16 protein-coding genes and 1 pseudogene are annotated in these 21,210 nt (G+C 37.6%); 1 reads left to right on the top strand and 16 read right to left on the bottom strand.

Annotation, left to right across the window (positions count from 1 at the left end; translation table 11 throughout):
• Nucleotides 1-127: 127 nt before the first annotated feature.
• The 9 genes from KDN43_RS12560 to KDN43_RS12520 all read right to left on the bottom strand — a co-directional run bounded on the left by KDN43_RS12560 (nucleotide 128) and on the right by KDN43_RS12520 (nucleotide 10,924).
• Nucleotides 128-3,193 (bottom strand): efflux RND transporter permease subunit, encoded by a 3,066-nt coding sequence (locus tag KDN43_RS12560; RefSeq protein WP_238866604.1) that lies wholly within the window; start codon nucleotides 3,191-3,193, stop codon nucleotides 128-130.
• Nucleotides 3,190-4,296 (bottom strand): BF3164 family lipoprotein, encoded by a 1,107-nt coding sequence (locus KDN43_RS12555; protein WP_238866603.1) that lies wholly within the window; start codon nucleotides 4,294-4,296, stop codon nucleotides 3,190-3,192. The genes KDN43_RS12560 and KDN43_RS12555 overlap by 4 nt, the downstream gene beginning before the upstream one ends.
• Nucleotides 4,297-4,390: 94 nt before the next feature.
• Nucleotides 4,391-4,648, bottom strand: coding sequence for an NVEALA domain-containing protein (locus KDN43_RS12550; RefSeq protein ID WP_238866602.1), 258 nt, complete (start codon nucleotides 4,646-4,648; stop codon nucleotides 4,391-4,393).
• 249 nt (nucleotides 4,649-4,897) lie between these two features.
• Nucleotides 4,898-5,977 (bottom strand): efflux RND transporter periplasmic adaptor subunit, encoded by a 1,080-nt coding sequence (locus KDN43_RS12545; RefSeq protein WP_238866601.1) that lies wholly within the window; start codon nucleotides 5,975-5,977, stop codon nucleotides 4,898-4,900.
• A gap of 100 nt (nucleotides 5,978-6,077) precedes the next feature.
• Entirely contained in the window at nucleotides 6,078-7,292 is a 1,215-nt protein-coding gene (locus KDN43_RS12540; RefSeq protein ID WP_238866599.1) for a 6-bladed beta-propeller, read from the bottom strand.
• A 47-nt stretch (nucleotides 7,293-7,339) separates the two neighbouring features.
• The gene (locus KDN43_RS12535) at nucleotides 7,340-7,972 is read right to left on the bottom strand and encodes a hypothetical protein (protein ID WP_238866597.1); all 633 of its coding nucleotides are present in this window, start codon (nucleotides 7,970-7,972) and stop codon (nucleotides 7,340-7,342) included.
• Nucleotides 7,969-9,057 carry a 6-bladed beta-propeller gene (locus KDN43_RS12530; RefSeq protein ID WP_238869470.1) on the bottom strand — a complete coding sequence of 363 codons (1,089 nt, stop codon included), beginning with the start codon at nucleotides 9,055-9,057 and terminating at the stop codon, nucleotides 7,969-7,971. The genes KDN43_RS12535 and KDN43_RS12530 overlap by 4 nt, the downstream gene beginning before the upstream one ends.
• A gap of 114 nt (nucleotides 9,058-9,171) precedes the next feature.
• A complete protein-coding gene (locus tag KDN43_RS12525) occupies nucleotides 9,172-9,474 on the bottom strand; it encodes a hypothetical protein (RefSeq protein WP_238866595.1) in 303 nt (100 codons plus the stop codon).
• A gap of 349 nt (nucleotides 9,475-9,823) precedes the next feature.
• On the bottom strand, nucleotides 9,824-10,924 hold the full coding sequence (locus KDN43_RS12520; protein ID WP_238866593.1) for a 6-bladed beta-propeller: 1,101 nt from the start codon (nucleotides 10,922-10,924) through the stop codon (nucleotides 9,824-9,826).
• 251 nt (nucleotides 10,925-11,175) lie between these two features.
• Here KDN43_RS12520 and KDN43_RS12515 point away from each other — a divergent pair.
• Nucleotides 11,176-11,417 (top strand): annotated as a pseudogene (locus KDN43_RS12515) (transposase); the annotation flags it as partial.
• A gap of 43 nt (nucleotides 11,418-11,460) precedes the next feature.
• Here the strand turns inward: KDN43_RS12515 and KDN43_RS12510 are convergent.
• The 7 genes from KDN43_RS12510 to KDN43_RS12480 all read right to left on the bottom strand — a co-directional run bounded on the left by KDN43_RS12510 (nucleotide 11,461) and on the right by KDN43_RS12480 (nucleotide 21,210).
• Nucleotides 11,461-12,516 (bottom strand): BF3164 family lipoprotein, encoded by a 1,056-nt coding sequence (locus tag KDN43_RS12510; protein ID WP_238866591.1) that lies wholly within the window; start codon nucleotides 12,514-12,516, stop codon nucleotides 11,461-11,463.
• 1,180 nt (nucleotides 12,517-13,696) lie between these two features.
• Entirely contained in the window at nucleotides 13,697-13,933 is a 237-nt protein-coding gene (locus tag KDN43_RS12505) for an NVEALA domain-containing protein (RefSeq protein WP_238866588.1), read from the bottom strand.
• A 23-nt stretch (nucleotides 13,934-13,956) separates the two neighbouring features.
• On the bottom strand, nucleotides 13,957-14,202 hold the full coding sequence (locus KDN43_RS12500; RefSeq protein WP_238866587.1) for an NVEALA domain-containing protein: 246 nt from the start codon (nucleotides 14,200-14,202) through the stop codon (nucleotides 13,957-13,959).
• Between the two features lie 339 nt (nucleotides 14,203-14,541).
• Nucleotides 14,542-15,432, bottom strand: a complete 891-nt coding sequence (gene lepB / locus KDN43_RS12495) for a signal peptidase I (RefSeq protein WP_238866586.1) — start codon at nucleotides 15,430-15,432, stop codon at nucleotides 14,542-14,544.
• Nucleotides 15,422-17,074, bottom strand: coding sequence for an O-antigen ligase family protein (locus KDN43_RS12490; RefSeq protein ID WP_238866585.1), 1,653 nt, complete (start codon nucleotides 17,072-17,074; stop codon nucleotides 15,422-15,424). Before KDN43_RS12490 ends, lepB begins: the two co-directional genes overlap by 11 nt.
• The gene (locus KDN43_RS12485; RefSeq protein ID WP_238866584.1) at nucleotides 17,075-19,111 is read right to left on the bottom strand and encodes a hypothetical protein; all 2,037 of its coding nucleotides are present in this window, start codon (nucleotides 19,109-19,111) and stop codon (nucleotides 17,075-17,077) included.
• Nucleotides 19,102-21,210 carry a hypothetical protein gene (locus KDN43_RS12480; RefSeq protein ID WP_238866582.1) on the bottom strand — a complete coding sequence of 703 codons (2,109 nt, stop codon included), beginning with the start codon at nucleotides 21,208-21,210 and terminating at the stop codon, nucleotides 19,102-19,104. The genes KDN43_RS12485 and KDN43_RS12480 overlap by 10 nt, the downstream gene beginning before the upstream one ends.

Below are 21,210 nucleotides of genomic sequence, written 5' to 3'. Positions count from 1 at the left end.
AGAGCCGAGAGCCGAGAATCAGGACATGAACTTTACACTTTATTTAATTATCACATTAATCTTCCTAAGGCGGAATCCTCCTTCACTCCTGTTTTCCTTTCTTAATTCTACCCTCGTAATTCGTAATTCATAATTTTCTATATATCGCCCAATACACCAACGGTACCACAAATAAGCTCACCAACATTCCTATAACCATTGTACCAATCATACCGATGGCTAGTGGTTTCTGCAATTCTGAACCCAAATCGAACGAAAAAAGTAGCGGCACCATTGCCAGAATGGTTGTGAGCGAGGTCATAATGATGGCACGCAAACGCTTCACACCAGCCGTGTGGATGGCTTCCATCAGGGGAATGCCCTGTTTACGCAACTCGTTAATCATGTCGAGTTTGAGGATGCTATCATTGATTATAATCCCGCTTGATACAATCAGCCCGATGGCACTCATCAGGTTGAGCGTGTGTCCCGTTGCCCAGAGCAATATAAGTGCGAAAGCAATATCTATTGGGATTTCGATCAACACGATCAGCGGCTGAAGAAAGTTTTCGAACTGCGACGAGAGGATAAAGTACATCAGCAGGATGGACACCAACAGGATTACCACCAGCTCGCCCAGCATTTTTTGGTTGGAAAAGAAACTGCCCGAGAACTGGGCTTCCCACGTGTTGTCTTTCCTGATAGCCTTTTCGGCATTTTTAATAAGCGTTTCAGGACGGTCAATATCGTAATAATTCATCGGAATGTACTCTCCGTTTTTGCCTGCCACAATGGTTTTGATGTCTTCGCCCCGGTGTACGCTCACGAGCGACTGCAAGGGAATCATCGTTTCCGAATTGTTTCGCGATGCGTTTGCCTGTACCAGTGTTTCGCGCAGCACCTGTTCCGCGGTTTGTTGTTTTCCGGCCAGCGATATGGGCAGGTACTGCTGGTAGGAACGCAACAAGGCAATTTGGTTTTCACGGAAAGCGGTGCGCAGCGTGCGGTAAACCTCGCCGTAATCCACGCCGTAGAGCAGCAGCTTTTCCTTGTCGATGGTGATCGTTAGTTGCTGTTCAAGCGGTATACCCTCGGCTTCCAGGCCGGTTGCCGCCTGTAACTGCCGTTCAATGGCGCGGATGGTTCCGGCATCGGGTATTTCTTCGCGGTTGGCGGGGTAGAGTTGTGCCACCACATCGGCTTCCGACGTATCGAAAATCTTCTCAAAAACGTTTTCGGGTGGTGAGAACGTTACCACAGCTTGCGGATAGTTCATTCTGATCCAATCGGAAATGTGCAATTTCAGTTTCTCCACGTACGATGCTTTAGCAGTACGGAAATAGAGTTGTGCTTCGGAGGGCGACAGGTCATTCTCCTTGTCGAGCAGGTACTGCCGGTGTCCAACGTACCCGGCGTGTTCGGTGGTCATTTCGTCCGTCGATTCCATAAGGTTAAAAACGCGCTCCTTGTTCTCGTCCACGTGGATGTTTTCGTTCCATTCCACCATCGCTACTGTTTCGGTATGGTCGATATGCGGCATGGATGATCGTGGCATAATGCGGAACATCAGCACACATAACGGAACGGAAAGAATAATGAACAGAAACGTGGCAGTTTTGTGGCGGAAAATAAACTCTATTCCGCGGTCGTACCATCCGAAAGCCCATTTATCGGCCTGCCGCTGGGTGCGGGCAAATAGATCGCCCACCTTGTCCGGGCCTGTTTTCATGCCGTACACCAGTTTGTACAGCACGGGTAGCATAATAATTCCAGTAAAGTATGAAATGAGCAGCCCCACGCTTACGGCAAATGCCTGGGCAAAGAAAATAGCTCCGGCAATACCGCTCATGAACACCAGCGGAACGAAAACGGCAATGGTGGTGAGTGTGGAGCTGAGCACCGGCGTGATGACCTCGTTTGTTCCTTTCACACACGATTCTTCCAGCGAACAGCCCTGCATCCGGTACTGGTTTATTATGTCTGTTACGATGATGGCGCTGTCGATCATCATTCCCACGGCAAGGATCAGTCCCGAAAGGGTAATGATGTTAAGCGACTGCCTGAAGAGGTAAAAAAATATAAAGGTGGTGAGCAGTGCAGTTATCATGCTTATCCCTATAATTACCGGTGATTTGGCATCGCCCAGGAAAAGCAGAGCCACGATAAAAACGAGCAGTAAACCCAGCGTGAGGTTTTCCCGAAGGTTGGCGATAGTGTAGTCAAGCAGTTCGGTCTGGTTGCGGTTTACGGTGAATTGCACGTCGGGGTAGGTGCGTTCAAGGTCGGCGAGCGTGGCGTTGAGCGATTTCTTGAGGCTCTTCATCGTTTCGTCCGCCTGCTTGATGACGCCCAGCGTGACAGCGCGCTTCCCGTCGATGAGAGACATACCGGCTTCCGGTTGGCGCACCACATCTATTTTCGTCAGGTCTTTGAGTTGAAAAATGCGGCCATCTTTTCGCAGGTAGATATTACGCACATCTTCAGGCGTACGCAACAGCGACGAGAACTTGATGTTGTACTCGTAGTATCCGTCGCGCACGGTCATGCTTCCGGGTTCAATATTGTTGGCTGCCAGGGTATTTTCTATATCATTTAAACTTATTGAGGCAGATTCCAGCCTATTCAGGTCGGGCACGATTTGAAGATGCCGGTACATCAGTCCGGTCATATCGGCCATTGCCACTTGGGGCAGCTGCTCTATGCGGCGTTTCACCACGTTGTCGGCAAAGTCGGACAGGTCGAGGAATTTCTGTTCGTCGGTTGGCGTATAGGGTTTGTCCTCCTTCAGCGTGAGGTTCAGGTAGAACACGGGAATATCCGTGGCGCTGGCCTTGATCACGCGAGGGCGGCGCAAATCGCGCGGCAGGCTGTTCATCGCGGCATCGATTTTCTCGTTAACCTCGATAAACGCCAGGTCCGTGTTGGTGCCATAGTCGAATTTCAGCCGCACAATAGCGGAGCCATCGCGGGCTTCGCTGCGGATGTCGCGCAGCTTGCCAGTCTGCATCAATTGTCGTCGTATCGGTTTTACTACGGTATTTTCCAGTTCACGCGCGGACATATTGTCGCCCGTTACCTGCACGGTAATTTCGGGAATGGCAATATCGGGCAACAACGACACGGGCAGCGTGTTGTAGGTGATGATGCCGATAATCACACAGGCAAGAAATACCATGAGGACGGCGATGGGGCGGCGGAGGAGGAACTTTATCATTGGCTGAATTGTAATTCATATTTGACCATTATTGGCTCATATGTATTTAAGTCTTGAGATATAGTAAAAAGAGTTTTATTATCTTCTGTTACAAAAAAATCGTAAAAAGGAATATTCGTTTGATAGTTTTTTAAAAAATTGCCATCCCAGTCATAAACTTCTAGTTCATCATTATAATAATATGGATAACCCTTAAAATCAGATATGCTTTTTTGAACTCCTTCTTCATCTTGATATGTTTTTAAATGTACAAAAATATATGTAGAAGTTGTAAATACATTCATCCCCCTAAAGCTATTAAATTTTATTTTAAAATTTAAGTTATCGTCTCTTTTTTCAAAAATCGGATAGAATCCATAGATTAATTTTCTGTTGGTTATATCAGTATTTAATAAATCAATAATTTCTAAATATCTACCAACTCCACAAGCAAACAATATTTTGTCATTATTTTTAAAAATACGCGAGTTACTGCAATAAAGCATTTGTTTTGGGATATTAGGACCTTTATAAGAATCATTAATCCAATATTCTAAACTTGTTTTGGAATTGGTTTTTAAATTAATCAATGTTAGTAAGTTCCGAGAATTGTAGTCGCCCCCTAAAAGTAAAATTTTATTATTATCAAACCTCACAAAACATCCTCCGTAGTTAAATGGGTTTATCCATTTCATATCTTTATCAAGGAGACAATTTGTTGTCTTTTTTCTAAATAGAGAGTCTATATTTATTGTTGATAGTTTTGTCATCATCCCATCTGAGTTTATAATGTCAAAAATCTCTTTATCTGCATAATATGACGTATTATTGAATTCATTTGGACCATTACCTCTTGGAATTGCATTCCCTATCTTAACTAAATCACTACCATTTATTAATTTATAAGCAACAACTAATGAGTCTCTTGAAAATGAATTCATAATCATCATACTATCTTTAATCGTAATAAAAGATTTTCCCTCTAAACTATTAACTTTTAAAATATGACCATATAGTTGTTCCGTTACATTTTTCTTGTATTTTTCTTTCTTCTCTTTTTCTGAGCAAGATGCCAAAATAAATATCAAGAGAAATAAAATAATTATATTTGTTAATTTTTTCATCTTTAATAGATTATATCATTCGTTAATATGTAAAAGTGCATAAAGTTTTTAGAGTACTTACAAAAAACATTATGTACTTTTAAGTTTGATTGACTTAACTGGGTCGTATATCATGAAATTCGATATGCATTAAAGTTCCACTAGCATCTTGACAAAGAACCTTACACTTAGATTTATCTTCCATTTCGCACGGAATTTGAAGGGGTTGTTCAGGTGTTGCCAATGCTTCAACATTACTCAAAGCCAAATTTGAAAGAGCTGTATCTTTATTCACACTCTTGTTAATTCCCATTCCTGCAACTGTTACCAATGCAATTGCGAAAATACTGCTTAAAACTGTTTTTTTAGACATAATAAATAATTGTTTAGATTGATTTATAAAAAAATTCCATTATTGTGCTATATGTATCCTTTCAATAGCTCAAGCCCATCAATAGCTCAAGCCCATAACTTGTGATGTTTGTCTGTTTTTTCTTTGTTGCCTGTTACCTCCTTTTTTATGTGTTTGTAAAATCAATTTAAATAAAACAAAATCTTTCCTTATAATAAAAAATAAAAGTGTAAAGATTCTGTTTCAATTCTATTTTGTCATCTAATCCAACTAATCTTCTACCACCTTCACCGGCGACTCGTGCGCCAGGTTGATGTTCCCGCTCACGATGATCTGGTCGCCCTCTTTCAGCGTTTCGCTCGTGATGGTGTATTCCGTGGCGTTTTCCAGACCCGTCTGCACGTAATTCCAAACGGCCTTGCCGTCCACCACGTTAAATACCACCTGTTTTCCGGTGCGCAACACCACGGCGGTTTTGGGCACTACCCACTGCTTACCTGCCGAGCGGAACGTGCTCACCCGCACGTTCATCCCTTCCACCAGGCGGGCGTTGTAATTCACGGCAGCTTTTATCTGCACCATTCCGTTTTCGTTTACCCACGGGTTGATTTCCGAAACACGTCCGCTTACCTCCAATCCGGGCATCGAAAAAGGAACGATTTTCATGTTATCGTCAATGTTAATAAAGCCAAGTTCGTTTTCCAGCACGGTAAACTGCACTTCGAGGCTGCGTGTATCAATGATGTTGCAAAACACTTCGCTTGGAGAAGAGAGCGTATGCGGTTTGGCAAACAGGTTGGCTATGACACCGCCGATGGGCGCGGTGAGCGTGGCGCGCTGCAAATCGTGCGTTGCCATATTGAACTGCGTTTGCGCCGAATTGAATCCGCTTTTTACCCGTGCAAGCTCCATCACATCTGTCGGAACTTTATTAAGGCTGTCTAATTTGTAACCTTGCCCGATAAGTACGTCTTGCATCTCCAACCGACTTCGGTCTAACGCATCTTTTGCCTGCTCCATCCGATTATTAATGGAGTAGGTGTCAAGTATAGCGATGCGCTGTCCCTGAGAAACTCGTGAACCATTTTTTACGAATATCTGTGAGATGGTTTCTGAGGTTTGAAATTTGAGTTCCGCCACCGTGCGTGCCGATATTTTTCCGTTACTCACCAATTCGTGTTCAAAATCTACTGTTTTGAGCGTGATGGCGGTTACTTCCGCCGGAGCGTCGGGCAACAGTTGTTGGACGGTTTCGTCGGGCTTTTTTTTCTTGTCGGCTTTACACGATGTGAATATGAGAAGCGATATTACCATTATAATGGTTGTGACGATACAGAAAATGTGTTTCATTTTGTTCAGCGTATAAATTTTTTACAAATATATAAAAAATCGGCAATCTACGAATAAATCGTAATGTTTTTATTCTTTGTTTTTTAAATGCGTATTAATATTAAATTTTAGCTTTCAATTTATACAATATGATTACCGGATTTTCGTCTTCGTTTAATAAATTGACTAATTTTTCTAACTCTTGTTGGCGTTTAGGGCATTTTACTTTGATTCCCTTCTTTTTATTTTCAGTATAAACCTCTTTTAGCTTGGCGGGAAGAATGCTAACAGCAATATAATCAGGATTGATAGCATTCAATTGCGACAATTTGTATCCACCATCCACATCGTTTTCCCAACCTCCACCAACAAGTGTCCCATATTTGCTCACTTCATCGGGATATTGCGTCCAAGATTTGGTTTCGTGCGAATGTTTATCGTAATAAACCAACAAACGTTTTTTATCCAACGAAAAAGACGCCAACAGATAACCATCGGTTTCACAGCAACTTAATCCATCAATAAAATTACTCCTTTCCGCTTCCAACAGACGAATGTCTTTGAATGCTTCCCGGTTGATTTTATATTTGCCCTGATGCAGGATGTATCTTGGCGTAATAGTATTTTTGCTTACGGAATACACGGTGTCGGTTACACAAGTGTGTACGCAAACCGTGTCCCCATACCACCATATCGTGGGACTGTGCGCCATTCCTTTTGGATAATACGGCTGCAATTTCTTCAACTGCACCGTATCGCCTTTGTCATTGAGTATCCCGGTTACAAAAAGATTTGGGTCATCCATGGCAATTCCGTGATGCAGGTTAATGACAAACCGATTGGTATCGGACATGTTTATTTTGAACACTTCGTCGGAAACGGGCAATGAACTCAGGTAGTTTCCTTGAACATCATATCGAAGTATTTTGCGGTTGAAGTTGCTGTTGATGGCTACGACGGTGTCGAGCAGGGTGGAAGAACGAATGCCCAGATGCTCTGTAGGGCCTTGTCCTTTTTTCCCGATTTCGCGCAGGAATTTCCCTTGCCGGGTATAACAAAGCAATCGGTCGGGAACTTCCAGAAGCAGGTACTTATCGTTTATCGACACTCCAAAAATGGTGCCGACGAGCGAAGCGGGATATTCCGGACGTATGTATTCGATACTTTCTATAAAATCACTCATTTTCATCGGCTCAGTGGGCGATTGAACGGCCTTTTCCAAATCGATGACGGGAATGGGGTTTTCAACAACTTGTAAAGGATCTCGGTGCTTACTGCCTGTACATGCAATAAAAGCGACAGAAATTATCAGAAAGAAGAGTTGTTTTTTACTCATTATGGTGATCTTTTAACGTAAAAACTGTTCTCATTTCAATTTTATTTTCACCACAACCGGATTACTGTCTTCGGTGAGAGACATAAAAGGCGGTTTTGAACCGTCTTCGTTAATTCAGGGCTTGTTATATCAGTAATAAACAGCATTTTCACACATAAATCCTTATCAAGAATGAAAAAATATGGTTTTGTTTCTATCTCATACAGAGGAAAATCATCTTTTTTATGAAAACTAATAACCTCCTTACCGTAGTAATTGTCTTTAAAACGTTGCTCTATATCAGCAATACATAAAATGTTTGGATTGATTTCGAAATCAGGAAAAAACTCCTTTACATCATTAAAAACTGCTTCAACACATGGCCGGCACATATTCTGGTTTAAACCTAATACTAATTTGGGTTGATCTGTAATAGAAAGAATAGGAATAATGTTTGCGTCATTTGATCCCATGTAAATTGATGAGTTACCTATATTGTATTGTTCATATTTAAATCTATTGATCGTTATTCTCTTGTATTCATCAAACATGAATTCGATGCTTTCCAAGTGTTCCAGCTCGTGTCTTACATTATTTAACTCATTCTTATGAAGTTGGACTAGTAATAACAAAACGACATTAAATAGCAAAAAACATATTGCAATACATAATAAAATAATGGACTTTATTTTATTTTTCATTTGAACCAGTATTTAATTAATATAGGATTTTCTTCCATTTCAGATTTCAACAATTTTTCAAAAATTTCTTTTTGTTTGCTATCCAGCATCTCTTTTGTAATACGCTTTTCGAGATCAACCCATTGACAGGGCATCAAAACATATTCATCCGTAACAATTATCTCCTCACCTCGATATGAATTAAACTGAACTTTTTCGGTAAATTCAGAAATATATTTTGACTTTCCGCTCGCCCTGTCGTATATCACATTTACTTTGTCTTCCAAATCAATTCTTGAAAGCGAGGCAAATACATATTTACTGTTATGTCTTACTGAGTGTATCAGGTAAGGAAATTGATCGAATAATTCTTCTACACATTTAGATAGGGATCTTTCTGATTCTTTTGAGAAAACAGCAGTTTTTCCTTCCCTAGTATACGTGCCAAAATCGAATCGAAAAGCGGCTTCAAGTTTTCTACTACCCATTTTGTATACTATAGGATGAACAGGTCGAAAAAAAAACCAATCTCCTCGGTACTGATATGGATTATTCGAAAAACTACTCAAACGCCTATTTTCTTTAAATTCTTGATGTAACAACTTTTGCTCGTCAAGGTTAAAATAAATAATTTTTTCAGGTTCGAACATTGTATGAAAAACATGCGTTTGTTCATCTATGGCCGCAAGGGTATGAGCAATGCGAAAGCCGGGAAAAGTGATTTGTTTTATTTCAATATAGTTACCCGATAAATCATAAACATGCACCTTACCATATGGTTCGAGTATCTCAAGTTTCCCTGAAAAAGGATTGATATTGAAATCTTCTATAAATACATATTCTCCGACGCCTTGCCCCCTTTTCCCAATTTTATATAGAAATTTTCCCGTTTCATCAAACACAAAAATAATGCATTGATTCTTATCCAATGCATAATATTTATCTTGGTAAACAATCATTTTCATAATACCTGCAATAAGAACGTCGGACGAAGTTTCCAATGGAATTAACTCAATGGAACGAAAATAATCGAAAAGAGAGACTTTCTCCGGACGGTCCAGATCGACGAAAATAGCACCATCTGTCTGTGGCTTTTGCTTACACATTGTGAAGAATACCACAATCAAGAGTATGAATACTTTCTTCATTATTGCTTATCAAATTAAAATTCTAAAAAGATGTTCGACGTTATTGGCACCGAACATCTTTTTGTATTGTTATTATAATGGACAAATAGAAAATGGATCTCCATTTGCTCTGCATGGACAAATCAAATTACCAGTAAATTCATGACATTCTTTCCCATGACAATGTCCATAGTCACATGTGATAGCAGGTGAGCACCGACAGGCATCAACCTGCTCACCACAGACTGAACAATATAGAGTCTCCCCACGAGCAAGAGCTTCCATGCTAGCCAAAGAGAAGTTTATATTTAATCCGTTATTAAATGCAAGTTTCAAATTCAAAGCAGCCAAGACAAATAGTGCTGCCGTACATATAAAAAGTATTTTCTTTTTCATGAATTTCAGTTTTAAAATTATTACTTTTCCTGATTCGTTTATTAGTTTGCCATATCTATCCTTTCAATAGCTCAAGCCCGTAGCTTGTAATGTTTGTTGCTTATAACTCATTTCATTAAATTGACAGATAATGAGCAACATATATTGTCGCTGTTTGTTCTATAGGTCACAGAGAAAGTAACTACAAATCAATAAACTTGAAACCACTAAGAAAATCAGTAAAATATAATAGAAATGTCTCATTCGAAATATAAGCGTTGTTGTTAGAAATATGTATCTATAATTAAAAGGTTTATAAGAAAATTTACGGATTCAATCTGCTTACGCTGAATAAGATAAGTAAATATGTTTATTTTTCAACTTTAATTTTCAGCAGTATGTCATTCTCTTCTATGTTCGTTTTTAACAATAGTTGATCTCGTTCATCAATTTTGCAATAAACTGATTGACTGTCTACAAATATAGGCCATACATTTATTATTTCATCATTTAAATGTATAGGAGCGCCATATTTGTCATTAACCGAAGAAGCAATATTTCTATATAACAACTTGCTCGTTTCAATATCCCAAATGTCTTGATATAATTTATTATTATAATAAAAAGTCATAAAATATAAATTGTTGATTATTAAACCATAATCGTTGGTTATATAATTCTTGAATTTATTGTTTTGGGAAACATCAGAAAGTATTTCAATTGGGATGGCTAGCCTTCCTTTTTCAATAAAGAAGTAAGGTTGCACTTTATTTGGGTATATTTTATAAATGGTATCCGAAGAGATCGGTTTAATACATTTAGTATGATTGCTTTGTATAAAATCATTAATTAAAATATATCCCCTGTCAGCATAATTTTCATTATTAAAATTTGTGCCAATGAATTCATTCACGATATTGAAAGAATGATCCAAAATACCTACTAATTTACTCTTATTAGCATAAGGTGAATAACTGACTACATAAAAGTTATTATCTAAATCTGTAATACTTCCTATATTGTCAATTGTAATTTCTCCGAGGTATCTTCCATTAAGTTGATACTCCAACATCTTTTTCTTAAACATATCGTGGATATAGAATGTAGAGTCAATTGAATTGTAAACAACATTTGATATGGAATTATATTCGTTCGGACCCTCTCCCTTAGAATTTATTTTAAGTTTAAATTTTCCGGTTTGGTCGAAGAAAAAGATCATATTATTATCTAATAAGCATATATACTGGAGAGTGGTGAATTTTATATTAACATTAGAAATTAAGGAACTGTCAGTAGTCTCAAGCTTAATTATCTCTTTGTATCCTGCCATTTGATCCATTAAAAAAGATCTTTTCTGTTTGTCTATATTTTCGTATACTTTTAATGTTTGTAGATTTCCCTTATCATTGCTTTTAGTACATGATAGAATAAGAAATACTAATATATATAAAATAATTGGTAATTTTTTCATTTAATTCACAAAATTAATTTTAATGATTCTTCTGTTGGAGTTTGAAATTTTATTTGATCTATCTTTCCATTCTTAATTTTTAAAATGCAGGGATATATTTGTTTATCTTTTGGATAGGCAGAAAGGTAAAGTTGTATTGGTGTTTACATCTATTTTGTATTTAAGATCTTTCATTGAAATAATATTAGTAAAAATAAAGATCATTAAACTTCTCCCCTTCCTTAGACAGTTTCTATTCACATCGAATAATATCTATCAGATTGGAAGTTCCTATGAGAGTAAATCAGCGAAATTATATAAAACAGCCTATCTGTTAACAAGAACAAGAAAACGTATTGAGACACTTTTTTCACAATTGTGTGATCAATTTATGATCCGTCGAAACTACGCCAAGTCTTTTGACGGCTATAAAACAAGAATATTGTCAAAAATAACATCAGTTACTGTTATTCAGATGATTAATAAACTTTTAAACAGAAATATAAACAACTAAAAAACGCTCATAGTCTAAATGCACTACGGGTTGATTTATTATTTTACAAGTCGATTTCAAACTCTATCAGGGTAGGGTCTGGCAAGTTAGATATTGCATATATTTTTTTATCATTTGGAAGGACTGCAATATTGTTAATAGGAACGTCTAAATGATAGTGTACTACAGGATTTCCTTCCCAATCAAAAACATATATATCTTTAGCTTCAAATGCTCTTTCTCTTAATTCTGATATTTTGTTACCCGAATATAAAGAATAAATATATTTGTCTGTCACATAAATATCTCTAAAGGCACTGATGCCTTCTCGGGTTAATGGGCTAGACATACCACCACCTTCATTCTGCACAGTGTATTGCGGATAGTCACAAATTAATAGAAAGTTTTGATTAATTGAAGTTTCATTGACATTGTAAATCCCAAGAATAGTTCCATAGTGAGAAGCATATACAATTTTGTTCTTATCGGGACTAATATTTAATACCCCTTGGTAGGCGAGGGCAATATTTCTATGATCTATTTTTTCGCTCTTTTTCCCTTTTTCTATTGGGTAATCCATAAATGAATTTATTTCATTCCCATAAACATCAATTAACTTAAACATGTTAAACGTGTATAAACCTAAACCAACATAATTATTATACTTCGTAGGAAAAACCGTTGAGTGGGATATTGAATTAAAAGACAATAGTTTTTTATATGATACTTCTTTTTTTTTCAATGAATCAAGATCTATTAATTTCAGGGAGTTATCTAACAAATCATAAGATAAGAAATCATGAGATGAAGAATAAATTAAAGATAGAGGATGCAAAAATTCGTTAGGCCCCTGCCCTTTGAGACCAAGATTGCTTATATAATTATTATTTTTTATATCAAAAAGATGGAACATTCGCTCGTTCTTGTAGTCCAGAGTAATTAAAAAAGAATCTACTATGAGCATCTTACCAGAACTCCCAATAATATAAGTTGAATCGTTTATTATTTTTTTATGTTTTACCGTTTCTATATTTTTAAATATATCATGTAAGGATTCGGTTTTGTTTTTACACGCAAATAAAACAGGGAAAAATAAAATAATTACAAAATAATTCTTCATTGTTTGTTATTTGTTATTTGTTTTGAGTTCAAAATTCAATATCTATCTAAACATAAAAATACTGTAATCTGTAAACAATGCAAACCCCGGGGTTACTGATTAGGAAATTATGACTATTTATCTTTTCACAGGCAACCCAGCGACGATATTTCAGCGTAAAAGAAATCCATTCTTTGGCCTAGGATTATCTTGTGGGTTGGGTTTCCAAACTTCCGGCTATAAAGCATTTTGCACCAGATTGAATCTGCTTGCAGACGCTTTTCAATTCCTGGCCGTTTATCTTATTGTTTCATTTAAGCCAACTGATTGCAATTCGGAAAATTCATTGCTTGACTCCTTTTCCCATTTTTACCTGCACTTCAAAGAACAGAAAGGTAAAAGTTGCACTAGAGTTAACCACTAAAGGGTATTGTGTCTCCAAAAGCAAATTTTATTACGGATGCAAGTTGCACGCCTTAAACCATTCCGGTTCCGAAAGCATAATAATAACTCCCGCAGAGGATAATGACTTAACGGTTTTTAAACAGGCTTAAGATGAAATTTATGGTAAAACGTTTTTTGCCGATAAAATATATTCCGACTTCGAATACTTTAACCCGAAGAAAAAGGCATCTCAACAAATTGAAATGCTTACTCCCGTTAAAATACTCAAAGGACAATCTGAAGAACTTAAACAAGCAGACAGAGCTTTTAATGAACTGTTCTCTACGGCTGTTTCAAAAGTAAGACAACCTACCGAGGCTTTCTTCAATCGGCTAAATGAAAAAACAAATATTCAAGAGCGATGAAAGTCAGATCTCCTAACGGATTATTATTAACGAGACGGGGATCATTTCATAATCCATTTCTTTATAAACAGTTTATTTTCAGTATTTCATATCGAAATGATTATAAAAAATAAGACGTCGGGTTAATAGTACACATATTTGGAGATTTGGCTATCGCTTTCTTATATCTTATTTTTTAACTCTGGGTTCGCATAAATAATATTAAGCTAAACTTACATTTATATTTGTTTCCTTTTTTTAAATCTTCAGTATAGACGCTTTAGAATAATAGATATTTGTTGTCACAAAACAGTGTTGATAAAGAAATTAATCTAAGCTTAATACAATACTAGAGATAAATTAATTTAAGTGAGAGAAAGAAAAAATTTATTTTTTTTCTCACTTTTTTAATGTCATTGGTATGCCACACCGAAGCGGATTATTCCTTCATCTGGGTGGTACTGACAAAATGGCATTGGCCATATTAACATACAAGGTATTTCAATTATTATTTCTCCTTGTGCTAATGCTTCGATGTTGTTCAATGTTAAATTTGAAAAATTTAATTTATTGAGATTAATTTTGCAATAAAAGAATGATGCTATAACCAATGATATAGCTAAAAAACTGCTAATAATATTTTTTTTCATATTTTCTTTATTAGGTTATTGATTTAAACAATTATCGGTTTATGTCCTAAATATCTAATTCCGTTTTGCCAATCTGTACGGCATGTAACGTCATACGGAGGAAAGCAATCTGTAGTACCTCCTCCTTCACCTTGTGCTAATGCCTCAACATTAATTAAAGCCAAATTCGAAAGATTAGCATTGTTGTTCACACTCTTGTTAATTCCCATTCCTGCTACTGCAAATAATGCAATTGCGAAAATACTGCTTAAAATTGTTTTTTTAGTCATAATAACGTCTTTTTTGATTTATAAAATACTGTTGTTGTGCCATATCTATCCTTTCAATGGCTCAAGCCCGTAGCCTGTGATGTTTGTCTGTTTTTTTCTTCGTTGCCTGTCACCTCCTTTTTTATGTGTTTGTAAAGGGTAAAAATAGAATTTTATAATGAATCAGCAATAAATCATAACTCATTTATAACTCATTTCGCTTAATTGTCATGTAATGAGCAGTATGTATTGTTGTTCTCTTTATCGGGCACAAAGAAAGCAAGTGCAAATTAATAGAATAAAAACTCATCCTCCTAAAAAATAAAGTGTTAAGATTCTATCTCAATTCTGACATCCGGTTCATTCAATTTTTTTCAGTATTCGCTTCCATCGGATTTTACCGGAATAAGGCTCTTTTGATTTCCAAATAAAGGCGGCCTTACCCACAATCAGATCATCGGGGAGTAAGCCCCAATAACGGGAATCCTGCGAGTTTTCTACTTTGTCGCCTCCCATAAAATAATAATTGTGCGAGAAAATATACGATGGAAGCGGAGTTTCATTGTCCCACAATGTATCTTTGCTGAGGGTAAGCGGATAACCTTTCTCCCACTCTATTATTTTTTTATATAAAAGGCTGTTTGTTCTCTCCAACACTATTTTATCTCCTTTTCGGGGGATGTACAGCGGCCCGAAATCTTTGATATTCCAGTTGAGCGTGCTGTCCCACGGGAAGGTGTGAAACACGCCTTCGGGCAGTTGTTCTTTTGTTGTTCGGCTCAATTGTCGCTCCGCCCCGATGTTCCCGTATCTTTTGCCCGTGTCGGCATTTATCACGTAAAACCCGTTGATTATCCGGAGCGTGTCGCCGGGAACTCCGATGCAGCGCTTGATAAAGTATTTCGACATGTTCATCTCGATCTTGTCCCATGTGTTGGGATGGGGAATATGGAAGACAACCACATCGTTGTTTTTAACCCGGGTATAGCCGGGCGCACGCCTGATATTTACCTTTTTCCCTTCCACGGCATCGAACAGATCAAACAACCGGGCACCATACGCCAGTTTGTTTACCAGCACGTAATCGCCGGGAATGATTGTCGGCTCCATGGAATCGGTGGGGATTCTGTACGAACCGAAAACGAATACGCGCAGCAGGATGAAACCAAACACCAGAATTGAGCTGTAGTAGAAGATATTCAGCCCGATATTGCCGATTCTTTTTATTACTTTTCGTTGTTCACTTTTCATCTTCAATTTCCTTGCTTTTCAATATTTTCTTTACTTCATCGCGCATCTCATTGATGGCCGTCGAGTGTACCTTGGGTTCTTTTTCCAGAACCGCATGAGCCGCCCGTTTCATTTTTTGCGGTTGATAGTTGGCGGAATCGGCATAGAGCTTCGTGAGCAGGTAATAGGGATAAATTCTTTCGGGCAGCAAATATGTCGAGTTTAAATAGCACGTCTCGGCTTCCTTGTATTTTTTCATTTCGTGGTAATTGCGTCCTTTCACGTTGTAAAACATCGGGTCGCAACTTAATTGGAGTCCGCGTGCCAGGACGCTGTCGGCCTTTGCATGCTGTTTCACGGCATTCAGTGTAACCGCATACTCAAAAACAAATTTTTGGTCGTGATTTAACCTTGGATAAAGCTGGGCATACCCATCCATCACACTTTGGTATGAGCGCATATTATAGAGAGGACGGATTTTGGTCCACTCTTTTTTTGCTTGGCTATAGAGTTGCAGTTGTTTCAGACAAAGCAGCGTACAGGCAAAGAGTACAATTAAAAATAAAATAAAATTATAAATGTTTCGCTTTGTTTTTTTCTTTCGATGAGCTTTCTCTGTTTTTGAAACGCAAACCGAGCCAAGCAGTACCCACATTACCAGAAATTCCCATAAATAATAGGGATAAGAGGCAAAGGCAAAAACGGATAATGTTAAAAAACTTCCGGAAGCACCGATTTGTTTGTTTCGTATGCCACTTCGAATGATGAAAACGGTGAGGAGCAAGAACAGGATGCCGCCCAAAACGCCCTGTTCGAGAAATATTCGCAAGTATTCGTTAAAAGCGTATTCGGGACTTCCGGCGACCTGTTTTTCGGTTTCGGAACCTATTCCGCTTTTAAAGTAATCCATTTGTGCCTGAGCATAAGCTGCTGGAAAACCGCCCAATCCAACGCCTTGCACGGGCGACTCTCTTATCGCCAGCGCGGTTATTTTCCACATGAACAAACGCCCGTTGGCAGAATCTTTTTTAAGGTGGAAAATACCGTAAATACTACCCATAAAAAGAACGGTGATTATTGCCGCAAGCGAAATGACTTTCCCCGGGTGTTGTTTCTTGAAATTTTTCAGCTTCGCTATTGCTTTTGTATCAAATAACACTACCAGAAGGCACCCAATAATTGCCGCAATCCACGCCGTGCGGCTCAACGTGGCGGGAAAAACCAACAAAAGAACGATGCCAACGGCAAGGAAGAGATATTCGAGAATTCTGTTTTTTTTCTTATATATGAGCCAAAAGTGTAATGCTAATGGAAACATCAGGGCAATAAACCCGCCGTAAGGGCCTGGATTGAAAAACGAGCCGGTGGTTTTGAACAAAAAATGCTTGGACGGAAGAAAATTGTAGAGCTGTCCCAAGCCCCAAATGGCTTCAATTAAGCCAATTAATAAAATAGTATAGATTACATAATTTGATATAACCGGAAACAAAAACATACATATCCTGCAGAAATACCATAATATTCCTAATTGAAGAATCATAAACAATGATAAAGGTGCAAGATTCGCTTCATTGTTGTAATTCACGGTTATTGCAATAATAAAGGCTAGCACTAATAAGTCGCTAACCATACCGGTATATATGAAACGCTTAATTATATTCATTTAATGCCATAAAACTTCATTGTTCCTATGAATAAAAGGCCTTGACCCCGGCCTGTTGTTTCTATCCGGATGTTTTAAAATAAATAATGCGTTTTTCGGAACATCCTTAAAAACAACATGTTTATTCGAACCCTTTTGTTTGCCGAGCGACTCCCATCCGTTGTTCCAATAAAACAACTCAAACTCCAAATTCTCCTTTAATCCTGCTTCAAAATAAGGTGTAAAATGAATAGCGGTGATAATATAATTTCCACTTAAATCAACATCAACGAAATCCTTATTGATTTCTTTTTTGTACCCTGTCGCTTTATATTTATCAAATATATTTTCAACACTTTCTCCGTTCTGTGTTATATCTGGTGGATTTATGAACTTAATTTTTTCTATTTTCTTTTCTACCCCATTTTCATTATAATAAAAAGATAAGTCGCTAAAGGCAATTTTTTTATAAGGTAAAGTAATGCGCAAATATCTAACGCTTTTATTTAATGACAATCTTAATTTGTCGCCATATATTTCTATTGAATCAGGGAAAACACAAAGAGTGTCGGATGGCTTGAATGCTAAATTGTTGCTGCCCACGATGATAGTTTGGCTTATGCTTATATTATTCCATTTATTGCCATAATGAAGTGGTGCACCGGCATAATGTTTAACATAAAGATCCTCTTTATTGTGTATATTTGAATCAAAGTATTCTATGTCTCCTTCTTGATTTAACAAGAAGGGACTTCCCGCGTAGGTTAAATTCCCATTTATATAATAGCACGGCAAATAGACCACATCTTTTCCCATGCCTTCAAAAACAACTTTCTCATTTTTAATTTTTCCCCATTGCACGGGTTGCCAGTTTTGAAAGTTCCACACACACAAATATGCAAAGTGAGTGTTTTTGGGTGTTTCAGACAAACGAACTGTTACATTAACTGTATCAAAATATTCGTGTGATACATCCTTTTTTTTGATGTTTCTAAAAAGCTGAGGAATATCGTCCGGATGTACTTTTTTATCGGTAATCGGACCTTCGGGAAAGTTCTTAAAAGATTGTCGATATACTTTAGCTAACCTGAAACGCCCCCAATCATAATCAAATGTTTCGTTGTTGTAAATTTGTTTGTATTTCCATCTGTCATTATCCCAAAACGGTTCAAAAGCATAAGATTTCCCGCCCTTAATCAATACGTTCCAGGTATGATTATTATTCCGGTTTCCCCAAGCGGGTACAAAATCCACGGCAACCGCCATACCCAAGGAGGAAAACAGCAGCGAGTTGTACCAGCAACGGTGTTCGCACAACCCGTGGCGGAGGTATTCGAAAGTGGATGCGGAGGGAACAGGAATTTGCGTACCCCAAAATTGGGAGTGTGTAAGATGCCGGTATTCATAGAGCAACGAATCGGCTTCGTTTATCATATCATTTCCGGGTTGTGTAAAATATTGCTCTTTGTGCCTGTTATAAAACTTTTCCCGCGCGTTATCAATTATCAACCCATTTGATCGCCTATATGGAAGGATATACTCACAGAATTCGTCAAAGTTACAGTCTTTACTATACACGTTTTCTTGCCACGCCTTGAAAGCCAGATCAATCTCGGAAATCAGTTGTCCGGCTGATATGGTTTCCAAGTCCAATTGAAGGGGCAAGTTGCGCAATTGCGGATTCCGGGTAGAAAAAGTGTGCCAGAGGCTGTCGATTTTTCTTCCTCTATCCGCGTTCATGGTATAATTGTATTCCTTGGCCAACGCACCATATTCACCATAAAAAGGAGCACATAAGTTTAATATCTCCCTGTTTTGAGAAAAAGATCCGTACATATTTGTTATAAGGAATCTGGCGGCTTTAAGCTTTAAAATATCATCTTTATAATGGTCAAGTACTTTTTCCAATTCTTTTCTATTGTTTCCGGCAAGTTCGAGGCAATTTTTCATTGAACGGCTTGCATCGGAGACACATCCCCCGAAAAGCAACAAGCCGAAGGTTGTATATCCGAAAAGAAATGTATATTTAAATAACTTTTTTATCATACCTACCACCATACCTGCCGATTTTTCTCATACGTAAATATCCTGTTTTCTTTTCCTTCTGTTGTACATTTCACATACAATAGCGCATCTTGTGGAACATTATTAAAGACAAGATAATAATCTTCTGCTGTTTTCACACCCAGCGAAACCCATCTCCTATCCCAATAAAACAATTCGTAATCCAAATCTTTTATGATGTTGTTTTTATCATTTCGGGGACAAATTCCCAACGCGTCAATGGTAATTTCCTTTCCAAAATCAAATCCTATCCACAAAGGTGTTGCTTTGTTTTTGGGCTTAGGGAATGAGGCGAAACTAAGAATATTGTCATCAAAGAGTTTGGCTGTCTGGACGGTATCCAGTAATATTTCCGATATTATTTTCTTATCCTCAATTCTTGTGAGGTCGCCTTTGCTATCCTTTGAGTAAAAATATAGCTCCGCCAAACAATCGTAGTTATTGGAGAACACATAGCGTAAAAAACGAGTATTTATGGGCTCTTTTAAATGATAGATTGTTGGGTACATTTCCAATTCATCAATAACAAATATGTTTTTTTTATTTTTAAAGCGCCTATCGGGAGCAACTTCAAAATAAGAGCCTAAATTCCATTCAAGCCAGAAATCCAAATCGGGACGCGTTAAATACTTGCGGATGACATTTATTTTTTCCGGATTTAATGTATCGGGCTTTAAATATTTTATATGACCTAATGAATCGAGAATAAAAGCGTCGTTGATGGGAGTAATAAGCCCATTGTTGTAAAAGACAGGTAAATAGGCGATATTTCGTCCCATTTTTTCGAACTCGTATTTGTTTCGTTTTATTTTTTTGCCCCAATGCACGGGCTTCCATTTATCCTCGTTGAATACGCATAAATAGGCATATTCGTTTTTTGCCGATTTTGCATATTTATTTTCAACCGCAATATCGGTTGTTTTAAAATATTCCGCTGAAACATCCGCGTAATTTCGTTGTTTGAATAGAGGGGGGGCATCTTCTGTATCCGGTCCTTTCTGGTTTATTTCATAGGTATATCTAAAAACTTTGGGCAGTCTTGACTTCATCCAATATTCATCCACCCATTCATTATTATAAACCTGCTTTGGTTTCCATTTGCCTCTACCTCCTGTTGATTCAAACGGATAGGTTTTACCGTTAATTAGGATGGTGTTCCATTCGTGTCCGCTGTTTCTGTTTCCCCAAGCCGGTACATAATCAATGGTGCAAGGCAATCCCAACGAGCGGAAAAGCATGGCATTGAACCAGCACCTTTCGGGGCATTTCGACATCTTAGCCTTTTCATAATCCGACAAACAGATAAATGGATAGTTGGAAATGGGTACCCAGTTGACCTGATAATCATTAATGAGCTCCATGACGGAATCAACCATTTCAACCGGAGATATATATTTATTATAATGTGTCTTAAACCGTTCTCTAAAATAACTCCGCCAATCTTCAATAATATAACCGTTTTTTATGCGGTACGGTAAAATGTATTGTTGAAATGAGTCGTAATTTATGCTGTCTTTGAAGATGGAGTTTTCCCAACTCTCAAATGCCTGTTTAATATCATTTATCAGATAATCGGAAGTTATAGTTTGAATATCTGGTGTTTTGGTGGAGTAAATTTCCGAAAATGAGGGATCAAAGTTTGCTTTATTCCACTTTTGATTGATAATGTTAAGAGCTCGTTGATTGCCTATGGTTTGTCGTAATGAATCCAATTCGTATAACAAAGGTCTGTATTTGCACAAATTAGTAGTATCAAATGAAAAGGATGATTCCATATTCACGATAAGAAATTTAGCAGCTTCAGATTGAAGATTGTTCCACTCTGAGTTGGACAATACTTTTTCTAAATTACCTTTGTTATTGCCCGACAGGATTAAAGTTTTCTTTATAAGAGCATTTCCTTTATTGTCCTGACAACTAAAAATTGTAACTATACAAAGTATTACAGATAATAATCTTATTTTCATTATAACGCTGTTTCTATAATAGATAAGGGTAATAAATAAAGGGAATTCTCTGGAACGTCCGGAGAAAAGAGCATAAACTTCGTTGTTGATCCACTTAATATCGTGATAATCGAAGTTAAGTGTCAT

It is taken from the genome of Proteiniphilum propionicum, from assembly GCF_022267555.1.
GTDB classification, from domain to species: Bacteria; Bacteroidota; Bacteroidia; order Bacteroidales; family Dysgonomonadaceae; genus Proteiniphilum; species Proteiniphilum propionicum.
This window is presented reverse-complemented; position numbering and strand designations above follow the sequence as displayed.

What these genes read in the sequence shown, in the direction of transcription:
- KDN43_RS12535 (WP_238866597.1), bottom strand. Translation starts at nt 7,972, where the DNA reads ATGAAAAATAAAATAAAGTCCATTATTTTATTATGTATTGCAATATGT.
- KDN43_RS12485 (WP_238866584.1), bottom strand. Translation starts at nt 19,111, where the DNA reads ATGGTGGTAGGTATGATAAAAAAGTTATTTAAATATACATTTCTTTTC.
- KDN43_RS12500 (WP_238866587.1), bottom strand. Translation starts at nt 14,202, where the DNA reads ATGACTAAAAAAACAATTTTAAGCAGTATTTTCGCAATTGCATTATTT.
- KDN43_RS12560 (WP_238866604.1), bottom strand. Translation starts at nt 3,193, where the DNA reads ATGATAAAGTTCCTCCTCCGCCGCCCCATCGCCGTCCTCATGGTATTT.
- KDN43_RS12505 (WP_238866588.1), bottom strand. Translation starts at nt 13,933, where the DNA reads ATGAAAAAAAATATTATTAGCAGTTTTTTAGCTATATCATTGGTTATA.
- KDN43_RS12545 (WP_238866601.1), bottom strand. Translation starts at nt 5,977, where the DNA reads ATGAAACACATTTTCTGTATCGTCACAACCATTATAATGGTAATATCG.
- KDN43_RS12540 (WP_238866599.1), bottom strand. Translation starts at nt 7,292, where the DNA reads ATGAGTAAAAAACAACTCTTCTTTCTGATAATTTCTGTCGCTTTTATT.
- KDN43_RS12550 (WP_238866602.1), bottom strand. Translation starts at nt 4,648, where the DNA reads ATGTCTAAAAAAACAGTTTTAAGCAGTATTTTCGCAATTGCATTGGTA.
- KDN43_RS12530 (WP_238869470.1), bottom strand. Translation starts at nt 9,057, where the DNA reads ATGTGTAAGCAAAAGCCACAGACAGATGGTGCTATTTTCGTCGATCTG.
- lepB (WP_238866586.1), bottom strand. Translation starts at nt 15,432, where the DNA reads ATGAAAAGTGAACAACGAAAAGTAATAAAAAGAATCGGCAATATCGGG.
- KDN43_RS12490 (WP_238866585.1), bottom strand. Translation starts at nt 17,074, where the DNA reads ATGAATATAATTAAGCGTTTCATATATACCGGTATGGTTAGCGACTTA.
- KDN43_RS12480 (WP_238866582.1), bottom strand. Translation starts at nt 21,210, where the DNA reads ATGACACTTAACTTCGATTATCACGATATTAAGTGGATCAACAACGAA.
- KDN43_RS12520 (WP_238866593.1), bottom strand. Translation starts at nt 10,924, where the DNA reads ATGAAAAAATTACCAATTATTTTATATATATTAGTATTTCTTATTCTA.
- KDN43_RS12510 (WP_238866591.1), bottom strand. Translation starts at nt 12,516, where the DNA reads ATGAAGAATTATTTTGTAATTATTTTATTTTTCCCTGTTTTATTTGCG.
- KDN43_RS12555 (WP_238866603.1), bottom strand. Translation starts at nt 4,296, where the DNA reads ATGAAAAAATTAACAAATATAATTATTTTATTTCTCTTGATATTTATT.
- KDN43_RS12525 (WP_238866595.1), bottom strand. Translation starts at nt 9,474, where the DNA reads ATGAAAAAGAAAATACTTTTTATATGTACGGCAGCACTATTTGTCTTG.